This is a genomic window from Gordonia sp. BP-119 (genome assembly GCF_016924115.1).
Classification (GTDB): domain Bacteria; phylum Actinomycetota; class Actinomycetes; order Mycobacteriales; family Mycobacteriaceae; genus Gordonia; species Gordonia hongkongensis.
On sequence record NZ_JAFFZF010000005.1, the window covers coordinates 73,982 to 95,223 of the forward strand.

A 21,242-nucleotide genomic window follows, 5' to 3' on the forward strand; every position below is an offset into this window, starting at 1 on the left:
AGTCAGGTTTTCGTACTAAAGTCAACGTCGTGTCCGACCCGCAGATCGCCGTCCTGATGTTCATCGCCCACCGCGCGACCGAGCGCCGGGTGTTGGCGCGGATCGCCGAGGAAGGGGCCGACGACATCACTCCGGCGCAGTCCCGGGTGCTACAGCGGCTGGCCCCCGAACCCATGCGGCTGACCGATCTCGCCGAGCAGGCGGGTGTCACCAAGCAGACCGCGGGTGGCATCGTCGACCAGCTCGAGGCGGCGGGCTACCTGACCCGGGTGCCGGACCCGTCCGACCGTCGCGCCCGGCTGGTGACGCTGAGTGAGCGGGGCGTTCACCTGTGCGAGGTCGCCGCGCGGGAGGTCGCGGCGCAGCAGCAAGAGTGGCGCGAGCATCTCGGCGACGCCCAGTTCGCCGCCCTGGAAAAGGCATTGCGATCGTTACGCGACGTCACCGATCCATATCGATGATCTCGGCGTCCTCGTCGGTGCCGATGTCGTCGCGGTCGGCCCAGTCGATGAGGGTGTCGAGTCGGTGCGCGACGTCGTCGATCTCCGCGTGCAGGTCGCCGAGTTCGGCGAACCGGGCCGGCACGGTGGCGATGGTGAAATCGTCGGGTTCGATGTCGTCGATCTCGGCCCACGTGATCGGCGTCGACACGGTGGCCCGCTCGTTGCCACGCACCGAGTAGGCCGACGCCATGGTGTGGTCGCGGGTGTTCTGGTTGTAGTCGACGAAGACCGCCGCCGGGTCGCGGTCCTTGCGCCACCAGGTCGTCGTCACGTCGTCGGACGCCCGACGTTCGACCTCCCGAGCGAAGGCGAGCGCCGCACGCCGGACCTGCGGGAAGCCCCACTCCGGCGCGATGCGGACGTAGATGTGCAGCCCGCGACCGCCCGAGGTCTTGGGGAACCCGCGCATACCCAGTTCGTCGAGAACCTCTTCGACGACGTGCGCCACCCGCCGGATCCGGGGGAATGTGCAGTCGGGCATCGGGTCGAGGTCGATACGCCACTCGTCGGGCGACTCGGGGTCGTCGCGCCGTGAGTTCCAGGGGTGGAACTCGACGGTCGACATCTGCACCGCCCAGATCACCGACGCCAATTCGGTGACACACAGTTCGTCGGCGGTGCGGCCGTACCGCGGGAAGTAGATCTCGGTGGTCTCCAGCCAGTCCGGCGCGCCGGCGGGGACGCGCTTCTGGTGGACCTTGTTGCCGCTGACGCCCTTGGGGAACCGGTGCAGCATGCACGGACGGTCGCGCAGCGCACGGACGATCCCGTCGCCGACGGACAGGTAGTACTCGGCGAGATCGCGCTTGGTCTCACCGCGCTCGGGAAAGTAGACGCGGTCGGGACTCGACAGCCGGACGGTGCGGTCGCCGACCTCGAGCTCGATGGGATCACCTGCGGAACCCGACGTTTTCGCCATGACCGCCACTGTATGGCTCCGATGCCGGTGGGCGGCGGACTCCCGGCCGCGTCGTGCGTGCCGGGTCGTCGGCCTGGGTCGTCGGGCTGGGGCACCGACCGGACTTACCTACCGGTAGCCTTCGACCATGCCTGAGTTCGTGACCCTCGAGTGCTCCGACGCTCATCCGGGGGTCGGCACCATCCTGCTGCACCGGCCGCCGATGAACGCGTTGAGCCGGCAGGTGCAGGCCGAACTGGCCGCCGCGGCCGAGGAGGCCACGGTGCGCGCCGACATCAAGGCCGTCGTCGTCTACGGCGGCCCGAAGATCCTGGCGGCCGGCGCGGACGTCAAGGAGATGCGGGACGTCGGCTACGCCGAGATGAGCCGGGTGGCGGGTCGCCTGCAGAGCGATCTCGGCGCGATCGCCGCCATCCCGAAGCCGACCGTCGCGGCCATCACCGGGTACGCGCTCGGCGGTGGCCTCGAAGTCGCGTTGGGTGCCGACCGACGGATCGCGGGCGACAACGCGAAGCTCGGGCTGCCCGAGGTCCTGCTCGGTCTCATCCCCGGCGGCGGCGGCACGCAGCGGCTGGCACGCCTCATCGGGCCGTCGAAGGCCAAGGACCTGATGTTCACCGGCCGCTTCGTCGACGCCGCGGAGGCGCTGGCGATCGGACTCGTCGACGAGGTCGTCGCGCCGGACGAGGTCTACAACGCTGCGCTCGCCTGGGCCGGACAGTTCGACGGCGCCGCCTCGGTGGCGCTCGCCGCGATCAAGAAGGCCGTCGACCAGGGCCTCGGCGTCGACCTCGACACCGGGCTCAAGATCGAGGAGCAGCTATTCGCCCCGCTGTTCGCGACCGAGGACCGCGCCATCGGTCTGACTTCGTTCCTCGAGAACGGCCCCGGGAAGGCGGAATTCGTCGGCCGCTGAGCCGTCGTCGCCGCGTACCCCTCGACCACAGCACCCCATCACCACGCACACAGGAAGCGATCATGACCACCGACGCCACACCGGGCACCGATCCCGCTCCCAATCCGCACGCCACCGAGGAACAGGTCAAGGCTGCCCTCACCGACACCAAACTCGCCCAGGTGCTCTACCACGACTGGGAGGCCGAGACCTACGACGAGAAGTGGTCGATCAGCTTCGACGAACGCTGCATCGACTACGCGCGTGGCCGTTTCGACGCCGTGGCCACCGACGAGCCCCTGCCGTACGGCCGCGCGATGGAACTCGGTTGTGGCACCGGCTTCTTCCTGCTGAACCTGATGCAGTCGGGTGTCGCGTCGAAGGGGTCGGTGACCGACCTCTCGCCGGGCATGGTCAAGGTCGCCCTGCGCAACGCGGAGAACCTCGGTCTCGATGTCGACGGCCGGGTCGCCGACGCGGAGAAGATCCCGTACGACGACGACACCTTCGACCTCGTCGTCGGACATGCTGTGCTGCACCACATTCCCGATGTCGAGCAGGCGCTGCGCGAGGTGTTGCGGGTACTCAAGCCGGGCGGACGCTTCATCTTCGCGGGTGAGCCGTCGACGATCGGTGACTTCTACGCGCGCTGGATGAGTCGGGCGACGTGGTTCGCCACGACCAATGTCACGAAGTTCGGTCCGCTGCAGGGGTGGCGGCGCCCGCAGGAGGAACTCGACGAGTCCTCGCGTGCGGCCGCGCTCGAGGCCGTGGTCGACATCCACACCTTCGATCCCGACGAGCTCGCCGGCATCGCCCGCGCCGCCGGCGCGCAGAAGGTGGCCACCGCCACCGAGGAACTGGCCGCCGCGATGCTCGGCTGGCCGGTCCGCACCTTCGAGGCCGCTGTGCCGCCGGAGAAGCTCGGCTGGGGCTGGGCACGATTCGCCTTCGGCGGATGGAAGCGCCTCAGCTGGCTCGACGAGAACGTGCTGCGGAAGGTCGTGCCGCCGAAGTTCTTCTACAACGTCGTGGTGACGGGGACGAAGCCGCAGTAGGCGGTTCCGCCGTCAGGCCATGGGCTACTCCTTCGATCTCGACGACGTCGCGTTCCTGCGGTCGCGGCACGGCGAGAAGGCGCTCGACACGGTGTCCGGCCTCGAGCTCACCCCGTCGACGATGCTGGCCGACATCACCGAGGTACGCAGCCGATACGCGCCCCACGACGCCGCGCTGATCGAGACGGTGCAGTGTCGTAGGCGCGCCCGCTCGAAGCTGCGCGATGCCGAGGCGCTCCTGCTCACCGACGACGCCCTGCAGCAGGCGACCGCGTCGGTGGTCGCCGCGCACCGTGCGGCCGAAATCGCGGCGCGGTTTCCGGAATCGGTGGTGCACGACCTGACCTGTTCGATCGGGGCGGAGCTACGGGAGCTGGTGCGCGCCAACGGTATCTCGGGTGTCATCGGCAGCGACATCGACCGGGTCCGGCTCGCGATGGCGCGTTCCAACGTGCCGGAGGCGACGCTGCTGGTCGCGGACGCGCTCACCCCGACCTCGACCGCAGACGTGCTCCTCGCCGATCCCGCGCGGCGATCGGATGCGGGCCGCATCTTCCGGCTCGATCAGCTGACCCCACCGCTCTTCGAGCTGCTGACGACCTATCCCGGTCGCACGCTCATCGTGAAATGCGCTCCCGGACTGGACCATCAGATGCTGCGAAACCGCTATGGCTTCGACGGCGAGGTCCAGGTCACCTCACTCGACGGCGGCGTGCGCGAGGCGTGCCTGTGGACGGGCCCGGGTGTGGAGCCCGGCCGGCGGGCCACCGTGCTCCGCACCCGCGCCGACGGAACCATCGCCGAGGTCGAGGTCACCGACCGCGAAGACGACGACGTGCCGGCCGGTGAGGCGGGCGAGTGGATCGTCGACCCGGACGGGGCGATCGTGCGCGCCGGGCTGGTCAAGCACTACGCCCACCGGTCCGGGCTCTGGCAACTCGATCCGCAGATCGCCTATCTCACGGGTGATTCCGTCCCCGACGGCGCCCGCGGATTCCGGGTGATCGAGCAGACGGGCGTGACCGAGAAGGCGCTCCGGAAGGCGCTCGCGGCGCTCGACTGCGGCCCCCTCGAGATCCTCGTCCGCGGACTCGACGTCGACCCCGACCGATTGCGGAAGAAGCTCAAGCTCAGGGGCTCCCGGCCGTTGTCGGTGGTGCTGACCCGGATCGGGCGGAAGGGTGCCGCGTTCATCTGTGAGCCGGGCGTCCGGTTCTGAAACGAACCCGATCACGCAGAGTGCGGGATCGGTATCGGTTTCCGGTACGAATCCCGCACTCTACGAACACCTACTCGAGATCGGCCTTGCTGTCGAAGAAGTACACCTCGCCGAGATTGGTCGCGGTCGCGATCTGTCCGGAGTAGGACACCGAGACGCCGGTCGCGAAACCGCGCGAATTCGGCAGCGGCAGAATCCGTTTCGTCGCGCCGTCGGTCGTGGACACCTCGACCAGGGACAGGGAGTCCTTGCCGGGATCGCGGGCGACCGTCCACGCGGTCTGCTGCTGGGTCAAGGCGGACAGGCTCACCGTCGCCAGATCGGTGCGCTGCCAGACCTGTTCGGCACCATCGCCCCGATCACGCAGCAGGGTCAGCGGGGCGCCGAGCGAACCGGTCGGGATGATCAGACCGTCCGGGGAGACGGTCATCGTCGCGAATCCGTGGCCGCCGATGTCGTAGGTCCACCGCGTCGATCCGTCCTCGGCGTTCAGGGCGACGATCTTGCCGTCGCGCGAGAACGCATAGACGGTCGCGCCGTCGGCCGAGAGCGTCGGGGTCCCGATGACGCCGCTGGGGACGTCGGCCTGCCACGCAGTCCGGACTTCGCGGTTCCCGGCAACGGCGCCGTACTTCATCGCGCGGATCTGCGACGTCGCTGCGCCCTGGGGAAAGAAGTTGAGGAAGAAGCGTTCTCGTTCGGTGTCGACGGCAGCGGGGGCGGGGATCGCGCACTGCGGCCCGTTGCTCACGCAATCGCCGAAGCCGCGGAGCGGTTGCGCGGGGTCGGCGTCGTCGCGCAGTCTCACCTCAGGCGCGAGGAGTTCGTTGCGCTGGGTGTCGATCAGCAGGATCTGACCCTGTGTGGTGGCGACCAGCACCTCGTTCGGGGCCGCGAACTTCGCCGACAGCGGTACCCCGATCACGCCGGCCCGCCAGCGGATGGCGCCGCCGGCATTGAAGGCGAGGAAGGTCGTCTCCTCGCCGAGATAGGGCTGGTCGTACTGATCGACGAGCATCGCGTTGATCTCGACACCGGCCCGCATGTCCTTGCAGAAGTTCTTGCGTCCGGAGCGGCTGTCGAGCACGAGCACGTTGCATCCCTGCGCCGCATTCGACGTCACGCCCACGTTCCCCTTGCCGGAGATCGTCACCGGCGCGGTGACCGGGCCGCCGGTCGGCCGTGTCCAGCTCAGCGTGAGGTCCTCCGGCACATCGGCATACGCGAAGTTGGCGTTGCCCGGGACGCCCCCGTAGCTGGGCCAGCCGACGCTCGGCACGGAGCGGACGTCGATGTGGCCGTCCGAGCAGGCGGCGAGCGCCATCGAGCACACGGCCGTCAGCGCGACGAGCAGGCGGGTCAGCGCGGATCGGCGGCGTCGAGACACCTGCGGTCGTGCCAAAGCCATCCTGCTCCTCGTCGTCGTGCCCTGTTCAGCGTCGGGTCCAGGCGCCGGGCATGCCATCGAACGGCACTCCGCGCCAGCAGTGAGCCTATCGTGCGCGAAAATCGCGTCGATTAGGGTTTCTGGTCATGACCACCATGTGGAATGCGTCGTACCGGTCCCGCCGGCGCGCAGGCCGACGCCGCGACCCCGACCAGGCGCGTTTTCTCACGCTGGACTCGCTGCGCTGGATCAGACGCAACCGGGCGTACACACCGTGGTACCTCGTGCGCTACTACCGCCTGGCGCGGTTCCGCCTCGCCAATCCGCACATCGTGCTGCGGGGCATGGTGTTCCTCGGGCGCAACGTCGAGATCCACGCGACGCCGGAACTCGCGCGCATGGAGATCGGTCGCTGGGTCCACATCGGCGACGGCAACTCCATCCGCTGCCACGAGGGCAGCCTCCGCATCGGCGACAAGACCGTCTTCGGCTGCAACAACGTGGTGAACTCCTACCTCGACCTCGAGATCGGCGGTTCCACCCTCATCGCCGACTGGTGTTACATCTGCGACTTCGACCACAAGATGGACGACATCACGCTGCCGATCAAAGACCAGGGCATCGTGAAGGGCCCGGTGCGCATCGGGCCGGACACGTGGGTCGCGGCCAAGGTGTCGGTGCTGCGCAACACCATCGTCGGGCGAGGATGCGTGCTGGGCTCGCACGCGGTGGTCAAGGGCGTCATCCCCGACTACGCCATCGCGGTCGGCGCCCCCGCCCGGGTGGTCAAGAACCGGATGGACGACTGGGCCTCGAACGCCGCCGAACGCGCCGAACTCGAACGCGCCCTCGCCGACATCGAACGGAAGAAGGCCGCGGCCGAGCGGGACCCTTCGTGACGCCCTCCGCAGGCTCCGGGCTCCTCAGGGAGCAGGGGGCTATGGCTGGCCCGAGTCCCGTTCTGGCAGCGGACGTTCCGGGATGTCGGGCCGTCCGATCGCGTGCCGGACCCGACGCTTCGCGGCGAGGTGCACGCTCGCGGTGCGCTCGGCGACCTCGGCCCAGGAGAACTCCGCGGTGAGCCGCGCCCGGGCCCGCAGTGCCCGCTGCGCGGCCGCGCCCGGATCGGACAGCGTGGCCCGGACCGCCGCGGCCAGACCGGCGACATCCGCGGGCTCGAACGTCAGCCCGGTGTCCGGCTCGCGAACCGCCTCACCCAGACCCCCGGCCGTGGTCACGATCAAGGGCACGCCGGTCGCCGCCGCCTCCAGCGCCACGATCCCGAACGGCTCGTAGCGACTCGGTAGCACGATGGCGTCGCAGCGGTGCATCAGCGTCACCAGCTCGGTGTGGTCGACCGGGCCGACGAACCGCACCGCCTTGCCGACCCGATGCTTGCGCGCCTGCTCCATCAGCCAGTCTCGCTGGGTGCCGTCACCGGCGATCGTCAGCGTCGTACCCGGATGGCTGCGCCGGATCCGGGGGAGAGCCGCGAGCAGATCCTGCACGCCCTTCTCGTATTCGAGCCGACCCGCGAACAGCAGCTCGGCCGGACCGCTCGTCCGAGCACGTTCGGCGAACGGCCACGTACGGATGTCGATGCCGTTGTGGATCACCGTGATGTCGGTGGCGTCGTAGCCGAACAGTCGGTTCACCTCGTCGCGCATCGACGCCGAACACGTGATGAGAGCATCGGATTCGGACACCAGCCACCACTCGACCGAATGCACCTGCCGGTTCGTCCGGCCGCTCACCCAGCCGCTGTGCCGCCCGGCCTCCGTCGCGTGGATCGTGGAAACCAATGGCACATCGAAGAACTCGGCCAGCGCGATGGCCGGGTGGGCGACCAGCCAATCATGCGCGTGCACGACCTCCGGTACCCATCGCGACCCGATCGCTCCGCTCCCGGCGCCGTGCGGATCCGGCCCGCTCGCTCCGCTTCCGGCGCCGTGCAGAATCCGAAGTCCCGCCCGCACGAAGGCATGCCCCATCGCCAGCGTCCAGGCCATCATGTCCTGCCCGAACTCGAACTCCGGCGGGTCCTCGGCGACGGCCAGAACCCGAACACCCTCGACGACGGTGTCCGTCGTCGGATGACTCACCGCATCGGTCCCCGACGGACGCCGGGTCAGCACGACCACGTCGTGCCCGGCGGCGGCCATCTCGGTGGCGAGGTGATGGACATGCCGGCCGAGTCCGCCCACCACCACCGGCGGGTACTCCCACGACACGAACAACACCTTCATCGGATTCCCCCCTCGACACCGACCCGGTCGGCGGTCAGAGCCGTGTGCAGCCGGCGCGCATCGAGTGCGGGAAAGAGATTGTCGGCACGCGCCCAGGCGGCGGCGAGCGTCTCGGCTGCGTCGTCGCGGCCCCGCATCGCCGCGTCGCTGATTTCGCGGGTGGCATGCGCATGCGTGTGAGCTCGCGACACAGCGTACTGCGCCGCGGTGTCCTTCGACACCATGAACGGCCAGTCCGAGGACACGGTCAGCAGCGCCTCGCGCACGATCTGATCGGCGACCCGGCTGCGTGCATTCACTCGTTGCCGCAGCTTGGCGACCGCGTCGAGCGCCGTCTCGGTGACCTCGGCGTTCAGGTCGACCAGGTGCTGCACGGCCGGGCCGTTCCACACCCGCCAGTCCTTACCCGACCCCCACGACGACCTAGGGAGGTCGATGGGCGCGCCGACGAGCCCGGCCTGCGTTGCGCCCGCGAGTGTCCCGACGGTGACCCCGACCTCGGGCAGACGTCGCAGCACCCGTTCCAGCCAGACCGGGCCCTCATGCCACCAGTGCCCGAACAATTCGGTGTCGAACGCGGCGACCACCAGCGCGGGCCGGCCGATCCGCGCGGACTCGTCGACCAGACGCTGCCGCACATGCGCGACGAAGTCCTCGACGTGCCGGTCGACAACCGCGTCGACGCGAGCCGGGTCGTAGGGCTTCTTGTCCTGCCCGGACACGGTCCGGCCGGTGACCCGGAACCGCTTGAGCCCGGTCTCATGGTCATAGGTGTGGAAATCCCGATAGGCGCCATGACCCGGATAGCCCGACTTCGGCGACCAGACGCGATAGCTCACCGTCAGGTCACGTCCGTAGGCGACGACGACGCTGTCGCCGACGGGGCGTCCCAGCGCGGTGTCGCCGTGCAAGGCGGGCCCGTCGACCATGAAGTGGCGCACGCCCGCTCGGTCGTACTCCGTTTCCATCCCCGGCGCGAAGGCGCACTCGGGTGCCCAGATCCCGGTCGGGTCGACACCCCACCGCGCATGGGCGTCCGCGAGCCCCTCGGTCAGCGAGAATCGGCGCAGTCGCGGGTCGAGCAGCGGTGCGAACGGGTGGGCCAGGGGGCCGCCCAGGATCTCGACGACGCCGCTCGATGCCAGTCCGCGGATCAGTGGCGACGCGCCGTGACGCCATCGGGACGCAAAGGTGTCCAGCGCGCGTTGGGCGTCGAGGTACTCACGGCGGCCCGCCGCGGCTCGGTCGGCGTCGCGGGACATCGCCGCTTGCGTGGCCCGGAGCTGCCAGTCGGCGAGCCACTCGTACATCGACGACGCACAGTGCGGATCGTCGAGCTGCGCGGCCAGCACCGGCGTGATCCCGAGGGAGAGCTGGTCGCTGAAACCGTCGGCGGCCAGCCGCTCGAGCATGTCGAACAGCGGCAGGTACGACGCGGCCCACGACTGATACAGCCACTCCTCGCCGACCGGCCAACGTCCGTGATTGGCCAGCCACGGCAGATGCGAGTGCAGGACCAGCGTGAACTGGCCCGGGACGGGTTCGGTGCGGGTGGTCACCCTCAGCCCCGCAACGCGACGGCGAACAGGTCGAGCGAGTCGTCGATGTCGTACACGCCGGAATCGACGACATCGAAGTCCGCGGCGACCACGCCGGCGACATCCGCGGCCAGCTCGTCCGGCCAGGGCTCGCCGGCGAGCGCACGCTCGATCTGGGCGTCGATGAGCGAACCGCCCCATTTGGTGTCCAGGGCGCGAAGGCGCGGTCCGTGGACGACTCCCCACATCGCGTCGATCACGAAGCCGCCGTCGAGAAGCAGTTCGGTGAGTTCGGCCGCGTCGAGCTCACGGGTGTGGAACGGGTTGAGCGGTGTGTCGCGACCGGGGGAGAAGGTGATGCGGTTGGGCGTCGACATGAGCAGGACCCCGCCCGGACGCAGCACGCGGTGGCATTCGGCGACGAATCGCGGCTGATCCCAGAGGTGTTCGATGACTTGGAAGTTGACCACGATGTCGACCGAGGCGTCGGCGAGGGGGAGGTCGACGAGGTTGCCCTGGTGGACGACGAGCTGGGGATAGCGGCGTCGGGTGTGTTCGACCGCGGCGGCGTCGTAATCGACGCAGACCACCGACGACGCCCCGGCGTCGGCGATCATCGCGGCGCCGTACCCCTCGCCGGAGCCGGCTTCGAGGACGTCGTGGCCCGCGCACCGGTCGGCGATGTGGCGGTAGGCGATCTCGTGGCGCCGGAACCAGTAGTTCTCGGCGGGAATCCCCGGGACCGTCCGCTCGCCGGTCAGCGCCAATTGCTGGTCGGTGTCGAGCGCCTCGAGACCAGTGGTTGCCGTCCCGCGCGACGATCCGAGGTCTGCGTCAGTCATCTGACAGAGAGTAGGGCATGCCCCGGGGACCGCCGGGGCCGTCGTAGCGAGCGAGCGAACGGTAGCGTGCATTGTGTGAGGTAGTCGATGTTTAGTGGAAACATAGGAGACGCTAAAGTGGTGGGGACCCATGGCCTTACCCGCCGGTAAGTTGCCGAACCCGATGCAGGAGGTCGACGTAGACCCATGACAAACATTGTCGTACTGATCAAGCAGGTTCCCGACACATGGTCCGAGCGCAAGTTGTCCGACGACGACTACACCCTGGACCGTGAGGCCGCCGACGCCGTCCTGGACGAGATCAACGAGCGCGCCGTCGAGGAAGCGCTGAAGATCAAGGAGGCCGACGGCGGTGAGGTCACCATCCTGACGGCGGGTCCCGAGCGCGCCACCGACGCCATCCGCAAGGCCCTGTCCATGGGCGCCGACAAGGCGATCCACATCAAGGACGACCTCATGCACGGCTCGGACGCGGTCCAGACCGCCTATGTGCTGGCCCGGGCGCTCGGCACGGTCGAGGGTGTCGAGCTGGTCATCGCCGGCAACGAGGCCACCGACGGTCGCGTCGGCGCCATCCCGGCCATGATCGCCGAGTACCTCGAGCTCCCGCACCTGACCCACCTGCGCAAGCTGACCCTGGAGGGCGAGACCCTCAAGGGCGAGCGGGAGACCGACGACGGCATCTTCCACGTCGAGGCCAGCCTGCCGGCCATCGTCAGCGTGAACGAGAAGATCAACGAACCGCGCTTCCCCTCCTTCAAGGGCATCATGGCCGCCAAGAAGAAGGAGGTCACCGTCCTGACCCTCGCCGAGATCGACGTCGAGGCAAGCGATGTGGGCCTGGAGAACGCCGGCTCGGTCGTGACGGCGAACACCCCGAAGCCGCCGAAGACCGCGGGCGAGCGCGTCACCGACGAAGGCGACGGCGGCACCAAGGTCGCCGAGTACCTGGTCGGCCAGAAGATCATCTGACCTTCTCCACGCAGACCACCGGCGAACCCCCAGACATTCAGGAGAAAACCACCATGGCAGAAGTACTCGTTCTCGTGGAACAGGACGCCGAAGGCGCCCTGAAGAAGGTCACCAGCGAGCTCATCACCGCCGCCCGCGCACTCGGCACCCCGTCGGCGGTCGTCGTCGGCAAGCCCGGCTCGGCCGACGGCATCCTCGACGGACTCAAGGAGGCCGGCGCGGAGAAGATCTACGTCGCCGAGTCCGACGATGCGGGTAGCTACCTCATCACCCCGCAGGTCGACGTGCTGGCCTCGATCGCCGAGACCGCCTCGCCGGCCGGCATCCTCGTCGCGGCCACCGCCGACGGCAAGGAGATCGCCGGCCGCTTGGCCGTGCGCCTCGGCTCTGGCGTCCTCGCCGACATCGTCGACGTCAAGGAAGGCGGCGTGGGCATCCACTCCATCTTCGGTGGCGCCTACACCGTCGACGCCCAGGCCAAGGGCGAGGTCCCGGTCTTCTCGATCCGCCCCGGTGGCGTCGAGGCCGCGCCGCAGGCCGGCGCCGGCGAGCGTGTCGACGTCGAGGTCCCGGCTCAGGAAGAGGGCGCGGTCAAGATCACCAAGGTCGAGCCGAACGTCGGCGGCGATCGTCCCGAACTGACCGAGGCGTCGATCGTCGTCTCGGGTGGTCGCGGTGTCGGCAGCGCCGAGAAGTTCTCCGTCGTCGAAGAACTCGCCGACGTGCTCGGTGCCGCCGTGGGCGCGTCGCGCGCGGCCGTCGACTCCGGTTACTACCCCGGTCAGTTCCAGGTCGGTCAGACCGGTAAGACCGTGTCGCCGCAGCTGTACGTCGCCCTGGGCATCTCGGGCGCCATCCAGCACCGCGCCGGCATGCAGACCTCGAAGACGATCGTGGCCGTCAACAAGGACGAAGAGGCCCCGATCTTCGAGATCGCCGACTACGGCGTTGTCGGCGACCTGTTCAACGTTGCGCCGCAGCTGACCGAAGAGGTCAAGAAGCGCAAGTGATCATGAACTGATCAACTGCAGAACCCGGTGACCCCCGACTCCCCGTCGGGGGTCACCGTGCGTTCGGGGGTCGTTCACCCGCAGGTGGCCGTGGCGAGGCCTGTTCATCCGGTGGCGGCCCGAGTTCATCGAACCCGCACCGACACGACACGCTGCGGTGGTCCCGCCGATGCCCGGTCTCGTTTTCATTCGAGTCATGAACGCCATGCAGTCGCCAGTCCGCACCAGCCATGTCGCGCGCGCTCGGTTCTCGCGGGCCGTGCCGACGACCCTGCTCACCGCGGGGCCCATCCGGGTCCTCGTGTCCGACGATCCCGCCGACATCGTCGCCGCCCAGGAACTGCGGTATCGCGTCTTCGCCGACGAACCCGGCTTCTCCAACTGCATCGGTGACGCGGTCACCGGACGGGACGCCGACCGGTTCGACGCCTTCTGCGAGCACCTCATCGTCCGCCACGCCGACGACGGGGTCGTCGGGTGTGCGCGCCTGCTCTCCCCGGCGCGGGCGATCGCCGCCGGCGGCTGGTACTCGGCCACCGAGTTCGACCTCCGCGAGATGAACGACATCGTCTCCGCCACCGTCGAATTGGGTCGGGCGTGTGTCCACTCCGAGTACCGCGACGGGTCGGTCACCGCGCTGATGTGGGCGGCGCTGCTGCAGTACATGGACGACGCCGACCTGCGATACCTGATGGGCTGTGTGTCGGTGCCCCTGCACACGCCGGGTGAATGGCTGCCGGGGTCGTCGCTGCGCGCCCTGCGCGATCGTCTGCGGGACGACCACCGGGACCCCGAGCGACGTGCCCACCCGCTGGCACCGGCGCGCATCGGCGGACGCCTGCTCGACGACATCGTGCCGTCCGACACTGTCGCGATGCCGGCGCTGATGCGTGGATACCTCCGCCTCGGCGCCCGCATCTGTGGCGAGCCGGCGGTCGACGACGTCTTCGACGTCGCGGACTTCCTGACCCTGCTCGACCGCGAAGGGGCCAACAAGCGATACCTCGACCGGCTGCGATCGAGTGCCCGACGGCTGGGTTCGGCCCGCGCGGATGCCACGCCGGAGCCCGGTGGCGCGGCACGATGACCGCCCTGCTGGTCGGTCCGGTCGGACCTCGCTCCGAGCGTCCCCGACGCGAACACGCCGCGTGTCCGCCTGCCCGCCCGGCCGGCGCGCTCGCGCACCCGTGGTTCCCGATCAGCACCTGTGGCGACGGTTGCATCGGTGCACCGCGGGCCGGGCGGTTCGACGCGGTCTTCGGCGCGACGATCGTCGCGTGGCGTCTGTGCCGACTCGTCGTGGTCGTGGTGTGGATCGTCTGGGCGGCGCTGACCACCGGGGCGGTGGCGCGGCTGCGTCGTCGTCCGCCGCGTCCCCTGCGTCGATCCGCGTCGGGTGCACTGCTGGCGGCCCTGGGCATCGCCGTCCGCGTCGAGGACCGGCGCTGTGGCCCGACCCGCGCCGGACTCGTGGTCGCCAACCACATCTCGTTCCTCGATGTCTTGGCGCTCGCGCTGATCAGCCCTGCTGACGTGGTGGCCAAATCCGATGTCGTCGGGATGCCGGTGGTGTCGTCCCTCGCGCGCCGGTTCGGCGTCATCGCCGTCGACCGCGGCACACTCCGCGGTCTGCCGGGGACGGTCGGCGACGTGGCCGGGCGGCTGCACCGCGACTCGTCGGTGATCGTGTTCCCCGAGGGCACCACGTACTGCGGCCGCTCGGCCGGTGCATTCCGACCCGCGTTCTTCCAGGCCGCGATCGATGCGGACGTGCCGGTCGTGCCGGTGAGGTTGCGTTTCGTCGGCAGCGACGGGACCACCGCGACGGCACCGAGTTTCATCGGCGCCGACACCCCCGCCGACACGCTGCGGCGGGTCCTGCGGGCGCGTGGTCTCGTCGTCACGATGGTCATCCACCCGCCCGAGGAACCCGGCGCAGATCGTCGCGAGCTGGCGCGTCGGTGTGAGCGCGTCGTGGCGGGGCGGTTCCCGGCCGCGGAAAGTGACATCACCCGTTCTCTGATATAGGTTTTCCGGTAGCCGTCCGCAGCTCTGCGGACGATCAACCGCGTACCCCCAGGAGGCCGACGATGACGTCCACTCAGACCCGAGAAGCCGCGCGCGCCAAGTTCTTCGAACTCCGGGACGTCGACGGCCGAGTTGACGACGCCGACCTCGACACCGTGTGGGCGGGACTGTCGCCGCTACGGCCCGAGGAGATGCTCGGCGCATGGAAGGGCGGCGAGTTCACCACCGGGCACGCCATCAACGGTGCGCTCGCCAAGGCCAACTGGTTCGGTAAGACATTCACCTCACGCAGCGACGTCCAACCGCTGGTGTGCCGCGACGAGAACGGCAACCTCTACTCCAACACCACACTCGGCAAGGGCGAGGCCAGCCTGTGGGCGATCGAGTTCCGCGGCGAGATCACCGCATCGATGGTCTACGACGGTCAGCCGGTCATCGACCACTTCAAGCGCGTCGACGACACCACGGTGATGGGGATCATGAACGGCAAAGGCGGAGTCATCGACGGCCGTCACTTGTACTTCTACCTCGAGCGGGTCTGAGGCGGGCTGTCGTTCCGCGTCCGATCGCGGAATTTGTCGGCGACCTACGCGCGTTTATCCTTGCTAGCGATGCCCGTGCCAAGCCGACCGCCCGTGAAGGCGCCTGTCTACCTCGACCACGCCGCTTCGACGCAGATGCTGCCCGAAGCCGTCGAGGCGATGACGGCCGTCTTCGCGCAGCCGGGTAACGCCTCGTCGCTGCACGGATCCGGTCGCACCGCACGTCGTCGGCTCGAGGAGGCGCGCGAGGCCATCGCCGCGGCGGTCGGTGCCCGGCCCTCCGAGGTCGTCTTCACCGGCGGCGGCACCGAGGCCGACAACCTGGCGGTCAAGGGGATCTACTGGGCACAGCGGAACGCCGATCCTCGCCGTCGCCGGATCATCACCTCGGCGATCGAACATCACGCCGTCCTCGACCCCGCGCAGTGGCTGGCCGAGCAGGCCGGAGCCGAGCTCGTCCTGCTCCCGGTCGACGCCGACGGTGTCGTCTCGCCCGCCGACCTGCGCGCGGAGCTCGAGGAGCACGCCGCCGAGACCGCTCTCATCTCGCTGATGTGGGCCAACAACGAGGTCGGCACGATCCAACCGATCGCCGAGCTCGCCGCGGTCGGGTCCGAATTCGGCGTCCCGGTGCATTCCGACGCGATCCAGGCCGTCGGCCATCTGCCGGTCGACTTCGCCGCGAGCGGCCTCTCGGCGCTCAGCCTGACCGCCCACAAGTTCGGCGGGCCGCAGGGTGTCGGCGCCCTGCTGCTGGGTCGCGATGTCGGGTGTGTGCCGCTGCTGCACGGCGGCGGCCACGAACGCGACGTGCGCTCGGGAACCCAGGACGTCGCCGGTGCGGCCGGCATGGCCGCCGCACTGTCGTGGTGCGTCGAGCACCTCGACGAGAACACCGCGCACGTCCGCGCCCTGCAGACCCGGCTGACCGACATTCTCCTCGGCGTCGACGGAACGGTGCGGAACGGTGCCGACGGCGATCGTCGCCTCCCGGGGAACGTGCACGTGTCGTTCGCCGGTTGTGAGGGTGACTCGCTGCTCATGCTTCTCGACGCCAAGGGCGTCGAGTGTTCCACCGGATCGGCCTGCACCGCCGGGGTCGCCCAGGCCAGCCATGTCCTCCTGGCGATGGGTCTGGACATGGCCGACGCGCGGTCGTCGCTGCGGTTCTCCCTCGGCCACACCACCACCGAGGCCGACATCGACGCGGTCGCCGCGGTCATCGACGAGGTCGTCGACCGGGCGCGGGCGGCCGGACTGGTCTCGGTCCCCGGCGGAAGGATCTCCTGATGCGCGTATTGGCAGCGATGAGCGGCGGCGTCGACTCGGCGGTTGCCGCGGCCCGGGCGGTCGAGGCCGGTCACGAGGTGGTCGGAGTTCATCTGGCGTTGTCGACGGCTCCGGGTGCGCTGCGCACCGGTTCGCGCGGATGCTGCTCGCGCGAGGACGCCTCCGACGCCCGCCGCGCCGCCGATGTCCTCGGAATCCCGTTCTACGTGTGGGATTTCGCCGACCGGTTCAAGGACGATGTGATCGACGAGTTCGTCGAGGCCTACGCGGCCGGACGCACCCCGAACCCGTGTCTGACGTGCAACGAGAAGATCAAGTTCGCGGCCCTCGCCGACAAGGCGATGGCGCTCGGCTTCGACGCGCTGGCCACCGGTCACTACGCGCAACTGACCGACGGCGAGTTACGACGAGCGGTCGACGCCGACAAGGACCAGTCGTATGTGCTGGCCGTGCTGACGCGTGATCAGCTGTCGCGGGCGATGTTCCCGATCGGTGACACCCCGAAGTCCGAGATCCGGGCCGAGGCGGCCCGGCGCGGCCTGGCCGTCGCGGACAAGCCGGACTCCCACGACATCTGCTTCATCCCGAGCGGCGATACCCGCGCGTTCCTCGGCGCCCGCATCGGCGTCCGGCCGGGCGCGATCGTGGACGCGACGTCGGGCGAGCGCCTCGCCGAGCACGACGGGGTCCACGGTTTCACCATCGGGCAGCGCAAGGGCCTGGGGGTCGAGGCGCCGGCCGCCGATGGCAAGCCCCGCTATGTCACCGAGATCGACCCGGATTCGGGGACGGTGACGGTCGGGACGGCTGCCGACCTGCAGGTCTGGGGCATCACCGCGACGCGCGCGGTGTGGACCTCCGGCGTCACTCCGGACGAACCCTTCGACGCGATGGTGCAGGTCCGAGCCCACGGCGGGCTCGCGCCGGTGCGCGCGACCGCCACCACGATCGACGGTGAACCCGGTATCGACATAGCGCTGCAGGAGCCGCTCACCGGCGTCGCCCGCGGTCAGGCCGCGGTGCTGTACCTGCCCGATGCCCGACGCGGCGACCAGGTCGTCGGGTGCGGACGCATCGCCACCACCTCGTCGCAGCCGACTGTCGTCGCGTCTCGGTGACCGGAGCGGCACTGCCCACCGGAGTGGGCACCGGCGTGGGGTCGATGCCCGGCACCGACGCACGTGCGGCCGCCGCGGTGGTGAACGGGGAACTCGATCTCGCCCACCTCGTCGAACTGCCCGCGCGAGGTATCGGTGCGGATCTGATCGGCCGGATGGCGGCGATCCTCGTCGACCTGCCGATGGACACCGCGACATGGGGTTACCGGCTGGCGCAACGCCACTCCCGCCTGGCCCGACGCGCCGCGGACCTGCTTGCCGAGGACCTCGACGTCGTCGAGGAACTCTGGGAGACAGCGGGTTTCATCGGTACCGGCCGCACCTTCAAGGTGCAGGTGGCCGGTCCGTTCACCACCTCGGCATCTGTCGAGCTGACGAACGGGCAACGAGTCCTGAAAGACCACGGAGCCGTCCGCGACATCGTCGAGTCGACGGCGGAGGGTGTGCGCGAGCACGTCGCCGAGGTGGAACGCCGGCTCGGTGCGCGCGTGGTGGTCCAGCTCGACGAGCCGATGGTCGGCCAGGTCATCGACGGCACGGTGAAGCCGCTGACCCGCTTCGACCCCATCCGGGCGATACCGGCGGTCGAGGTGGCTCGCGCACTCACCGAACTCGTCGACCACGTCGGCGTCCCGGTGGTCTTGCACGATTGCGGCACACCGCGGTGGGACCTCCTCGAACATCTTCCCGGGGTTGCATATTCGATCGACATCACCACACCGTCCGCGACCGATCTCGACGGCATCGGGATGCTCGTCGACCGCGGCGGCGTCCTCCTCGCGGGCCGTGTGACGTCGACAGCGCCCGATCGTCCGCTGGCCGCCGAACACGTGGCGACCGAACTCGCCGCGCTGACCGACCGCATCGGGCTGGACCGCAAAGTGTTGTCGGACAACGTGATCGTGACGCCGACCTGTGGTCTGGCCGGGGCGTCGACGAAGTGGGCCAAGACGGCCTTGGCGATCACCGCGGAGGCCGGTCAGCTGCTCGGCAGCGATCCCTCCGCGCTCTGAAAACCCCTGCGGGCCCGGCGTCGCGGACCTATTCTCGTCGGTATGCCGCACCCGATCATGTTCGACGACGCGGATCCCTATCTGGGCCGCATACGGGAGATCGCGCTCGCGCTGCCCGACGCGACCGAGGTCGTCGCGCACGGTCGTCCGACCTTTCGCTGCGGCAAGATGTTCGGCAACTACGGCGGTGGCGTCAAGGGCAGCAAGGTGCGTCACGATCAGTCGATCCTGGTCCTCGCCGACGACTCCGAGCGGCCCGCGCTGCTGGACGATCCGCGGTTCTTCCTGCCCGCCTACCTCGGGCCGGCCGGCTGGGTGGGGCTGATCCTCGACGACGGGACCGACTGGGACGAGGTCGCCGAACTCCTCGACACGAGTTACCGCCAGATCGCACCCAAACGGTCGGTGGCGAAGCTCGGTCCGTTGTGATGGTCGGCGCGGAAACTCCCGCGGTCCCGTCTCCCTCCCGCTGATCGGATCCGATCAGCGGGAGGGAAGCAGTACCGCGCGAATGAGGCATCGGTTGACGAGCTGGGTCTGTCCCACCACTCCGATACCCTCGGAACGTGGCAGATACAACGGAGTCGGGCCAGCCGGTCACCGAGCAGTCGGGGCCGGAGGCGGACCTGCGTGAGGAGTGGACCGCGCTCGCCGAGGAGATCCGCGAGCACCAGTTCCGCTACTACGTGAAGGACGCGCCGGTCATCACCGACGGCGAGTTCGATCAGCTTCTCCGACGCCTGCAGGCGCTCGAGGACGCGCATCCCGAACTCGCGACCGCCGACTCACCCACCAAGCTCGTCGGGGGTGGCTTCTCCACGGCGTTCTCCGCAGTGGACCACCTCGAGCGAATGATGTCGCTGGACAACGTCTTCGACCACGACGAGATGCGCGCCTGGGTCGACCGCGTGGTCGCCGACGCCGGCGCCCGGGCCGACTTCCTCTGCGAGCTCAAGATCGACGGCGTGGCCCTGGCGCTGGTCTACCGGAACGGGGTTCTCGAGCGAGGTGTCACCCGTGGCGACGGACGCACCGGTGAGGACGTCTCACTGAACGCGCGCACCATCGACGACATCCCGATGCGCCTGACCGAGTCCCCGGAGTACCCGATTCCCGAGGTCCTCGAGGTGCGTGGCGAGGTCTTCTTCCGGGTGGAGGACTTCGAGGCGCTCAACGCCTCGCTCGTGGCGGAGGGCAAGCCGCCGTTCGCGAACCCGCGCAACTCGGCCGCCGGCTCGCTGCGGCAGAAGAATCCGCAGGTCACGGCCCGTCGCAAGCTGCGGATGATCTGTCACGGGATCGGGCACACCGAGGGTTGGCGACCGGAGTCGTTGCACGACGCCTACCTGGCGCTCGGGGCCTGGGGTCTGCCGGTGTCGACCCACACCACCAAGGTGTCCGGCGCCGACGAGATCATCGACAAGATCGCCTACTGGGGCGAGCACCGTCACGACGTCGAGCACGAGATCGACGGCATCGTGGTCAAGGTCGACGACGTCACGGTGCAGCGCCGCCTCGGTTCCACCTCGCGGGCGCCGCGGTGGGCGATCGCCTACAAGTACCCGCCCGAGGAGGCCACCACCAAGCTCTCCGACATCCAGGTCAACGTCGGGCGGACCGGCCGCGTCACTCCCTTCGCGGTCCTCGATCCCGTGCTCGTCGCCGGGTCCACGGTCTCGCGCGCGACCCTGCACAACGGTTCGGAGGTCAAGCGCAAGGGTGTGCTGATCGGCGACACCGTCACCATCCGCAAGGCGGGGGACGTGATCCCCGAGGTCCTCGGGCCCGTCGTCGATCTCCGCGACGGCACCGAGGTGGAGTTCGAGATGCCCGAACTGTGCCCGGCCTGCGAGACGCCGCTGCGTCCCGAAAAGGAGAGCGACGCCGACCTCCGCTGTCCGAACCAGGAGAGTTGTCCGGCCCAGTTGCGCGAGCGGCTCTTCCACCTGGCCGGTCGGGGTTCCTTCGACATCGAGGCGCTCGGCTACGAGGCCGCGTCGGCCCTGCTGTCGGCGGGGGTGCTCACCAACGAGGGTGACCTCTTCTCGCTGACGGCCGAGGACCTGATCCGCACGGATCTGTTCACCACCAAGGCGGGGGCGCTCTCGGCCAACGGCAAGCGGTTGCTGGCGAACCTCGACAAAGCCAAGGACGTGGCGCTGTGGCGCGTGCTGGTCGGGCTGTCGATCCGCCATGTCGGGCCCACCGCCGCCCGCGCCCTCGCCACCGAATTCGGTTCCCTCGAGGCCATCGAGGCCGCCGACATCGACCAGCTCGCCGGCGTAGAGGGGTTGGGAATGACCCTCGCCCAGTCGATCCACGACTGGTTCACCGTCGACTGGCATCGAGACATCGTCGAGAAGTGGCGCGCCGCAGGCGTTTCCATGGAAGACGAGCGCGACGAGTCGATCCCGCGGACCCTCGAGGGCAAGACGATCGTCGTGACGGGTTCGCTGGTGGACTTCTCCCGTGACGGGGCCAAGGAGGCGATCCTGCAACGCGGCGGCAAGGCGTCGGGTTCGGTGTCGAAGAAGACCGACTACGTGGTGGTGGGGGATTCGCCGGGCACCAAGGCCGACAAGGCCGAACAGCTCGGCGTGCCGGTGCTCGACGAGGACGCGTTCAAGAAGTTGCTGGAGACCGGCAGCCCCGAGTGACCGTC

Annotated in this window: 20 protein-coding genes; 15 read left to right on the plus strand and 5 right to left on the minus strand. The window is 69.3% G+C overall.

The genetic code is table 11. The annotated features are described in order from the left end of the window. Positions 1–56: 56 nt before the first annotated feature. Entirely contained in the window at positions 57–461 is a 405-nt protein-coding gene (locus JW364_RS04980; protein ID WP_240198691.1) for a MarR family transcriptional regulator, read from the plus strand. On the opposite strand, the gene ligD is transcribed toward JW364_RS04980, so the two are convergent. Next, on the minus strand, positions 442–1,422 hold the full coding sequence (ligD, locus tag JW364_RS04985; RefSeq protein WP_205333474.1) for a non-homologous end-joining DNA ligase: 981 nt from the start codon (positions 1,420–1,422) through the stop codon (positions 442–444). The two genes, JW364_RS04980 and ligD, sit on opposite strands and share 20 nt — an antisense overlap. A gap of 127 nt (positions 1,423–1,549) precedes the next feature. On the opposite strand from ligD, the gene JW364_RS04990 reads away from it, so the two are divergent. From JW364_RS04990 to JW364_RS05000, 3 genes are all read left to right on the plus strand, one after another. Beyond that, the gene (locus JW364_RS04990) at positions 1,550–2,338 is read left to right on the plus strand and encodes an enoyl-CoA hydratase/isomerase family protein (RefSeq protein ID WP_058252172.1); all 789 of its coding nucleotides are present in this window, start codon (positions 1,550–1,552) and stop codon (positions 2,336–2,338) included. Between the two features lie 62 nt (positions 2,339–2,400). After that, a complete protein-coding gene (locus tag JW364_RS04995) occupies positions 2,401–3,375 on the plus strand; it encodes a class I SAM-dependent methyltransferase (RefSeq protein WP_205333475.1) in 975 nt (324 codons plus the stop codon). Between the two features lie 19 nt (positions 3,376–3,394). After that, a complete protein-coding gene (locus JW364_RS05000) occupies positions 3,395–4,594 on the plus strand; it encodes a class I SAM-dependent methyltransferase (RefSeq protein ID WP_205333476.1) in 1,200 nt (399 codons plus the stop codon). Positions 4,595–4,664: 70 nt separating this feature from the next. Here the strand turns inward: JW364_RS05000 and JW364_RS05005 are convergent, their stop codons facing one another. After that, positions 4,665–6,002, minus strand: coding sequence for a PQQ-binding-like beta-propeller repeat protein (locus JW364_RS05005; RefSeq protein WP_165629814.1), 1,338 nt, complete (start codon positions 6,000–6,002; stop codon positions 4,665–4,667). Positions 6,003–6,127: 125 nt separating this feature from the next. Between JW364_RS05005 and JW364_RS05010 the strand changes: the two genes are divergently transcribed. After that, positions 6,128–6,880, plus strand: coding sequence for an acyltransferase (locus tag JW364_RS05010; RefSeq protein WP_065632672.1), 753 nt, complete (start codon positions 6,128–6,130; stop codon positions 6,878–6,880). Positions 6,881–6,919: 39 nt separating this feature from the next. Here JW364_RS05010 and JW364_RS05015 read toward each other — a convergent pair whose 3' ends face one another. The 3 genes from JW364_RS05015 to JW364_RS05025 are packed head-to-tail and all read right to left on the minus strand — an operon-like array spanning position 6,920 to position 10,607. Then, entirely contained in the window at positions 6,920–8,227 is a 1,308-nt protein-coding gene (locus tag JW364_RS05015) for a glycosyltransferase family 4 protein (RefSeq protein WP_068970700.1), read from the minus strand. Further along, positions 8,224–9,786 carry a glycoside hydrolase family 57 protein gene (locus JW364_RS05020; protein WP_068970699.1) on the minus strand — a complete coding sequence of 521 codons (1,563 nt, stop codon included), beginning with the start codon at positions 9,784–9,786 and terminating at the stop codon, positions 8,224–8,226. The genes JW364_RS05015 and JW364_RS05020 overlap by 4 nt, the downstream gene beginning before the upstream one ends. Positions 9,787–9,788: 2 nt before the next feature. Continuing rightward, positions 9,789–10,607, minus strand: a complete 819-nt coding sequence (locus tag JW364_RS05025) for a bifunctional 2-polyprenyl-6-hydroxyphenol methylase/3-demethylubiquinol 3-O-methyltransferase UbiG (protein ID WP_068970698.1) — start codon at positions 10,605–10,607, stop codon at positions 9,789–9,791. Between the two features lie 186 nt (positions 10,608–10,793). Here JW364_RS05025 and JW364_RS05030 point away from each other — a divergent pair, with 186 nt between their 5' ends. The 10 genes from JW364_RS05030 to ligA all read left to right on the plus strand — a co-directional run bounded on the left by JW364_RS05030 (position 10,794) and on the right by ligA (position 21,237). Continuing rightward, entirely contained in the window at positions 10,794–11,579 is a 786-nt protein-coding gene (locus JW364_RS05030; protein WP_004019278.1) for an electron transfer flavoprotein subunit beta/FixA family protein, read from the plus strand. A gap of 53 nt (positions 11,580–11,632) precedes the next feature. Continuing rightward, positions 11,633–12,589: an electron transfer flavoprotein subunit alpha/FixB family protein gene (locus tag JW364_RS05035; protein ID WP_068970697.1), complete on the plus strand. Its 957-nt coding sequence runs from the start codon at positions 11,633–11,635 to the stop codon at positions 12,587–12,589. 100 nt (positions 12,590–12,689) lie between these two features. Continuing rightward, positions 12,690–13,676 carry a GNAT family N-acetyltransferase gene (locus JW364_RS05040; RefSeq protein WP_165630808.1) on the plus strand — a complete coding sequence of 329 codons (987 nt, stop codon included), beginning with the start codon at positions 12,690–12,692 and terminating at the stop codon, positions 13,674–13,676. Next, complete coding sequence (locus tag JW364_RS05045) at positions 13,673–14,617, plus strand: 1-acyl-sn-glycerol-3-phosphate acyltransferase (protein WP_165629815.1); 945 nt, start codon at positions 13,673–13,675, stop codon at positions 14,615–14,617. Before JW364_RS05040 ends, JW364_RS05045 begins: the two co-directional genes overlap by 4 nt. 62 nt (positions 14,618–14,679) lie before the next feature. Next, a complete protein-coding gene (locus tag JW364_RS05050) occupies positions 14,680–15,159 on the plus strand; it encodes a DUF4334 domain-containing protein (RefSeq protein WP_159371154.1) in 480 nt (159 codons plus the stop codon). Between the two features lie 69 nt (positions 15,160–15,228). Further along, positions 15,229–16,449, plus strand: coding sequence for a cysteine desulfurase family protein (locus tag JW364_RS05055; protein ID WP_175401208.1), 1,221 nt, complete (start codon positions 15,229–15,231; stop codon positions 16,447–16,449). Beyond that, positions 16,449–17,567 carry a tRNA 2-thiouridine(34) synthase MnmA gene (gene mnmA, locus JW364_RS05060; RefSeq protein WP_058252159.1) on the plus strand — a complete coding sequence of 373 codons (1,119 nt, stop codon included), beginning with the start codon at positions 16,449–16,451 and terminating at the stop codon, positions 17,565–17,567. The genes JW364_RS05055 and mnmA overlap by 1 nt, the downstream gene beginning before the upstream one ends. Beyond that, positions 17,564–18,580, plus strand: coding sequence for a vitamin-B12 independent methionine synthase (locus JW364_RS05065; protein ID WP_165629816.1), 1,017 nt, complete (start codon positions 17,564–17,566; stop codon positions 18,578–18,580). The genes mnmA and JW364_RS05065 overlap by 4 nt, the downstream gene beginning before the upstream one ends. A gap of 42 nt (positions 18,581–18,622) precedes the next feature. Beyond that, entirely contained in the window at positions 18,623–19,009 is a 387-nt protein-coding gene (locus JW364_RS05070; protein WP_165629817.1) for an MmcQ/YjbR family DNA-binding protein, read from the plus strand. 137 nt (positions 19,010–19,146) lie between these two features. Further along, positions 19,147–21,237 carry an NAD-dependent DNA ligase LigA gene (gene ligA, locus JW364_RS05075; protein WP_165629818.1) on the plus strand — a complete coding sequence of 697 codons (2,091 nt, stop codon included), beginning with the start codon at positions 19,147–19,149 and terminating at the stop codon, positions 21,235–21,237. Positions 21,238–21,242 lie beyond the last annotated feature (5 nt).

Bases quoted from the DNA above. Each gene is read 5' to 3' on its own strand.
- JW364_RS05030 (WP_004019278.1), top strand. From the start codon at position 10,794: ATGACAAACATTGTCGTACTGATCAAGCAGGTTCCCGACACATGGTCC.
- JW364_RS05015 (WP_068970700.1), bottom strand. From the start codon at position 8,227: ATGAAGGTGTTGTTCGTGTCGTGGGAGTACCCGCCGGTGGTGGTGGGC.
- JW364_RS05035 (WP_068970697.1), top strand. From the start codon at position 11,633: ATGGCAGAAGTACTCGTTCTCGTGGAACAGGACGCCGAAGGCGCCCTG.
- JW364_RS05055 (WP_175401208.1), top strand. From the start codon at position 15,229: ATGCCCGTGCCAAGCCGACCGCCCGTGAAGGCGCCTGTCTACCTCGAC.
- JW364_RS05000 (WP_205333476.1), top strand. From the start codon at position 3,395: ATGGGCTACTCCTTCGATCTCGACGACGTCGCGTTCCTGCGGTCGCGG.
- JW364_RS04980 (WP_240198691.1), top strand. From the start codon at position 57: ATGTTCATCGCCCACCGCGCGACCGAGCGCCGGGTGTTGGCGCGGATC.
- JW364_RS05070 (WP_165629817.1), top strand. From the start codon at position 18,623: ATGCCGCACCCGATCATGTTCGACGACGCGGATCCCTATCTGGGCCGC.
- JW364_RS05050 (WP_159371154.1), top strand. From the start codon at position 14,680: ATGACGTCCACTCAGACCCGAGAAGCCGCGCGCGCCAAGTTCTTCGAA.
- JW364_RS05005 (WP_165629814.1), bottom strand. From the start codon at position 6,002: ATGGCTTTGGCACGACCGCAGGTGTCTCGACGCCGCCGATCCGCGCTG.
- JW364_RS05045 (WP_165629815.1), top strand. From the start codon at position 13,673: ATGACCGCCCTGCTGGTCGGTCCGGTCGGACCTCGCTCCGAGCGTCCC.
- JW364_RS05010 (WP_065632672.1), top strand. From the start codon at position 6,128: ATGACCACCATGTGGAATGCGTCGTACCGGTCCCGCCGGCGCGCAGGC.
- JW364_RS04995 (WP_205333475.1), top strand. From the start codon at position 2,401: ATGACCACCGACGCCACACCGGGCACCGATCCCGCTCCCAATCCGCAC.
- JW364_RS05025 (WP_068970698.1), bottom strand. From the start codon at position 10,607: ATGACTGACGCAGACCTCGGATCGTCGCGCGGGACGGCAACCACTGGT.
- mnmA (WP_058252159.1), top strand. From the start codon at position 16,449: ATGCGCGTATTGGCAGCGATGAGCGGCGGCGTCGACTCGGCGGTTGCC.
- JW364_RS04990 (WP_058252172.1), top strand. From the start codon at position 1,550: ATGCCTGAGTTCGTGACCCTCGAGTGCTCCGACGCTCATCCGGGGGTC.
- ligD (WP_205333474.1), bottom strand. From the start codon at position 1,422: ATGGCGAAAACGTCGGGTTCCGCAGGTGATCCCATCGAGCTCGAGGTC.